Annotated in this window: 3 protein-coding genes and 1 pseudogene; all 4 read right to left on the reverse strand. The window is 61.8% G+C overall.

The window, feature by feature from the left end; genetic code table 11:
* Window positions 1-545: 545 nt before the first annotated feature.
* Window positions 546-2,180 (reverse strand): hypothetical protein, encoded by a 1,635-nt coding sequence (locus tag SAZ01S_RS22890; protein WP_084584639.1) that lies wholly within the window; start codon window positions 2,178-2,180, stop codon window positions 546-548.
* Window positions 2,137-2,829, reverse strand: coding sequence for a hypothetical protein (locus SAZ01S_RS22895; RefSeq protein ID WP_139810213.1), 693 nt, complete (start codon window positions 2,827-2,829; stop codon window positions 2,137-2,139). The genes SAZ01S_RS22890 and SAZ01S_RS22895 overlap by 44 nt, the downstream gene beginning before the upstream one ends.
* Window positions 2,830-2,945: 116 nt before the next feature.
* Window positions 2,946-3,656, reverse strand: a complete 711-nt coding sequence (locus SAZ01S_RS22900; protein ID WP_084584641.1) for a DUF6118 family protein — start codon at window positions 3,654-3,656, stop codon at window positions 2,946-2,948.
* 2 nt (window positions 3,657-3,658) lie between these two features.
* Window positions 3,659-4,812 (reverse strand): annotated as a pseudogene (locus SAZ01S_RS22905) (Ti-type conjugative transfer relaxase TraA); the annotation flags it as partial.

The following is a 4,812-nucleotide window of genomic DNA, read 5'->3' on the forward strand; positions in this document are numbered from 1 at the left end:
GACCAAAGCGCGCCGTTCACATCGGCGGGCGGGAGCGACCGCTCGGGCCGAAAGCGGCCATTGGCGGCTCCAATCCCTTGAGCGGCGGCAGTGCCCGAAAATCGATTTCCGTACTGGCGGCTCCCGCCCAGTTGCGAACATCGCGATCTCGTGCGAGCTGTAGTTGTCCAGTTTAGGTGCGGGGGCGGTGTGATGACGAAGAGGATTTTGTATGCCGCACTGTTCGTTCAGGTAATCGGACTCTGCACGCTCATCCTCTCTGATGCATCTAGTCTCCCTAGCTACGTAGCACTCTGTGCCGTAGTCGGCGCCGGAGTTGTCGAAGTGGTGCTAGGCTGGCTCGCTCGGCGTCAAGAAAGAGCTTTTGGCGGGTGACTGCTGCAGGTGACTGGAATGGCCGCTTCCCACCCAGAATGCGATATTCGGCGCCGACGGCTCCCGACCACTTTAGGTCATTCGTCGGCGGGCGCACGAACTTCTGCTTGTGCCACAAGCGGTCATCCCACGATCACCGGAGGCATTTCGGGGAAAGCAAATGAGGCCTCTCAACGCGGCCGACATCCTTCATGGTACCAAGTGTCCGCGAGCTGACTATCAAGCCAAAGCAGCACGCGGGTCCAAGCGCGGTAGGGCACAAGCGAGACATAGGCTGCGATTAGCCAGGCGAGTGGAGCGAACCGGTCGAGAAAAGGCGCAGCCCCACCGTCGATCGCTTCGTTGACGACCTTGGCCCAGACTCCGGTGCGGAGCTGGATGTCGCGCATCGATCCTGTGTCGGTGAGCACGGCAGAGAAGAAAGCCCCATCGGGTAAATCCGGCTCCTCATGAATTATGCGCGTATGGTCGGCCCAAAGCTGCCCACAGGTCCTCTTGAGATTGCGCTTGGCGAGCATACCCATGATCGCGCGCCCGAAATGAAGGTGACCACGCGCTGTGTCGTTGAATATGGGGCTCTCGGTCATGTGGGGCTTGTTCTGGTGCAAGGCCCAGACATCCGGCCACGAGTAATACGGGCCAGGCAGCATATTGCGCTCGTTGTCGCCGCCATTGGCGCTCTCAATCGCACGCAGAGTCGCGGCAAAGTCGAATTCCCTGCCGACACCAGCATCGACAAGCGACCGCGCCCAAAAGGCGACAACCAGCGAAGGTATTTGCGCCTGCCCCCACAGCATGACCTGTCGCGTGACCCGGGTGATGAGATCAACGGCGTAGTCTCTCAGCTCGACTGATAGATCATGCTTTCCCAGTATGGCAACTGCAGCACAATCTGCGACAAGGCGCCGACGTTCCCACATAACATCGATCTCGCCCAGCATGTCGCGTTCGCTCCAAGAGCGATCCGGCTCGAAATTCTTTGCCTTCGCTTCCATAAGAAGGTTGGAGCAATGCTCAAGGGCGAGCGGCGCATAGCCTTGGATCATTGCAAACCGTTCGCTCGTATCGGCAAGCGGCAGCGCGGCGATGCAAGTCAACACCGTAACTGCGTGCAGCGCCTGATGGTTTTCCTGTTGGTACCAGCGTTGCTTGATGATCTCGGAGATCACGAGCATTGCGCTAAGCGCCGAGGTCCTTGCGGGAGACGAGGCTCCGTCAGACGGCAGAAGTGAAGCCATGATGGTCGAGATATCGGCTGGCACCGGCGGTTCTTGGCCATCGCCGGCGAGGATATTCAGGATGAGACGCGTGGCCTCTATACTGGCCGGCCAAACCCGGATCGCTGGCGTCGCCAATGATAACAGCTTGCCGCGCGACCAAAGTTCATAGCTCGACGCTGCGACCCCGGGCTGACCGCAAGCATCACCGGCCCGCTCGAATAGCAAACGTGCCTCCTCGTCGATCTCACCATTGGTAACGAAGACGGCGACGTGCTTTTCGTCCCTGTCCTTCAAAAACTGCGGGCCGGGTGGGAGGCGCACCAACTCGTGGAACTGCACAAGCAGACTGGCCGCTTCGCTTTTGGTGACGCGCGAGCCGGGATTGCCCTTCAGCTGGAAGCAGTGAAGCGAACCTTGCGGATCGCGCGCGATTACGTCTTTGCCCAGCTCAATAGGCGAGTGGCGCGTGTTGTGGAGGACGGTCCAACCCTCCGACACAAGCATTTGAATGAAGGCGGGCTGGTAGCGGCGCTCGGTCTGGTTATCCAACCAAGATTCGAGCAGCCTCTCGGCGACGGTGATCATCGCGCTTCCTCTCCAGTATCGCCTTCAGGCGTTTGTTTCCTGCAGCGGACATCGCGCCCGCCGCAGCAACCTTCTCGGCCATGCCTGGTCCGGCGATCATCGTCGGTGGCTTCCAGTTACCGTCCTTACCGAAACTATGCTCCATCGCCTCCAGGACATCGAGGAACATATCCTCCGAAAATGGTTTGCCGTTGCCATCGACGATGTTGCCGGTCGCGGCAGTCACCTCATTCATGCGTTGCTGGAAATGCGCGCTCATGTCGCGGGCGAGTTGCTCTGCAATTTCTTCCAAATGCCGCTCAACTGCTTCCTCGTTGAACTCGACCAGCATTTCCCGATTGATCGTGATCTCTCCACTGGCGCGGTGGATCGGCGTTTCGTCAAGCTTCCCGTCTTCACGCTGGATCGCCGATGATCGGCCCTCGAACAGCTGATGCCCTTTGATCAGTCCAACCATCGGAGAGAGCTGGCGTACGCGGGCACGAACCGTTTCCATATTTCGGTTCTGCCGATCTCGAACCAGCTTCGGATAAGTTGGTAGCATTACCTCAACCACTTTGTTTGATGTTACCGCCGCTGCTGCCTGTTCAATCTGTAACGCAATGGATGCGATAGGGTGGAACCTGCGCGATCGGCCGTGCGCGATCAAGCCCGAGCGTCGGCTTTAGGCAAGAGCTGCCGTTCAATCTTCGATATGGGAACGTCGGCTTCGTCCCAGAGGCGGCCCTGAAATCTGTAGTGGTCAGATCCCCGAGGGGGTGGCTTTTAGGAACGGCTGCTCGCCACCGGCAAAACCAAGACTGAGCACTTCACGGGGGCGTTGAGCCGTTTTGCGCGGTCTCTGCATTCCGCAAGCACATCCGCATTTTCCTTCGAAAGCCGAGCTGCCTCGGCCAGAGCGCGCGCCTGCGGCGGGTTGGCAACATGCATAAGCTGCACACCGGCGTCCCAAAGCGAGCGCCCAAGGGCTCTAGCCGCCTGTTGCTCAGGCCAATGCCAACTCTCGGGCGCCGCCCGCACGATCCACGTCGGCACGACGGTGCCGAACGCGAAGCCGACCACCAGCGCGACAGCAGCGGCGCCGGCGATCCAAAGCTGCTGGGTCTCCGCGGAATGCGCCGACACGACCATCCCCTTCAGTTCTTGGACTGTGCCGGCAAGGGCATGGCTTGCGCCAGTCCACGCCCGATGATCGTCCGCACGCCCCTGCGTGCCAGCCGCTTCAATTTGCTTTGCGACATCCTGCGGGGTCAGCGTCATCGCCGGGCGCTTGGCCAGAATGTTGATCGCGCCGCACACTTTGTCGTACCCATCGCGGATCTTTTCCAGGTCAGGCCCATAGTCGCGTGCATGCAGCTCCTGCTGACGCGCGGCGAAGCCATCGACCGCAGCCGTCAGCCCGGCGAGCTTGCGCGATATGTCGTTGAACGCCTGGACGGTCTGGTCCGCTTCTACGGGAGGTTCGTGGATACCCATGGCTACATTCCAATCCCAAGGCCTCGGTCGCGATCAATCGAGAAGGTGAGCTGACGGATCACCGAGCGCGTGCGGGCATCATCGCCGAGCGCGCGAGCGACTCCGCCATCGCGGCTGCCCGGCGTCCATTCCGGCGACCATTGCCGGCCGATCAGCTCGCTACCCCGGCGGCTGAGCGCCGCGCCAAGCGCCGGGTCTTTCTCCAGTCCCTTCGCCATCGAGCGCATGGCATTCTCGACACCAGCCCGCTTCTCTTCATTTTCCCACCCGGTCAGCTTGGCCTGCCGCGCCTGCAGCTGCTGCCAGGCCTGCACGAACCGGTCAGCGCGCAGCTCCGGATTGGCGCGCACCTCGGCCTCCAGCTGCATCTGGCGAATGGCGTTGGCGGTACGGCCATTGGCCGCTTCGCTGACCAGACCCGGCGTTCGCTCGAACGCCATATCAAGATCGTGGGCGCCGTAGGGATGCAGCGCGTTGATGACCTCGGCGGTGCGGGCAAGCGCCGCCTTCTGAACTTCGAGCGGCGTACGCCCCTGCCCGGTCATTCGGCCAGCATCCTGCACGGCACGCGCATAGCCTTCGACCGCCCGCTCCAGCTTCTGGGTTGCGGATGCCTCGGGCACAGCCGCGGGCACCGATAGTTTGAGCCCATCAAAGCGCAGCTTGGTTGGTGCCCGTTCCGGCTCGGGTATGGGAAGCCGCAACCCGTCGAACATACCCCTGCGTGGTGCTGGCGCAGGCGCAGGCGCGCTACGCTCGGGTGTGACGAGCGGCTCCCTGGCAAGCGTATCGAGGATGCGCGACCGTTCGACGCCGCGCCGTACGGCGAAGCGCTCGGCGGCGGCCTCATAGTCGAGGGCATTGTCCTTCGGCCGGTCGCGCGACACGGCGCGGGCAAGCTTGCCCTGGTCAGCGAAATCGTCACGGCCATAATGAAGCTCCACCGCATCCCTATGTCGCGATAGCGCGACATAGGCGGCGTGACGGTCGAGCCCCGGCGTCGCCAGCACATGCACCCGGTCGACGGTGACACCCTGCGACTTGTGGATCGTGGCGGCATAGCCATGGGTGACGTCGGCATAATCTTTGTGGTCGAACGCGACCTGACAGCCATCGTCGAGCCGCACGGCCATGCGGGCGTGATCGACGTGTTCAA

Origin of the sequence: Sphingomonas azotifigens NBRC 15497 (assembly GCF_002091475.1) — a bacterium.
In the GTDB taxonomy this organism is placed as follows: Bacteria; Pseudomonadota; Alphaproteobacteria; order Sphingomonadales; family Sphingomonadaceae; genus Sphingomonas; species Sphingomonas azotifigens.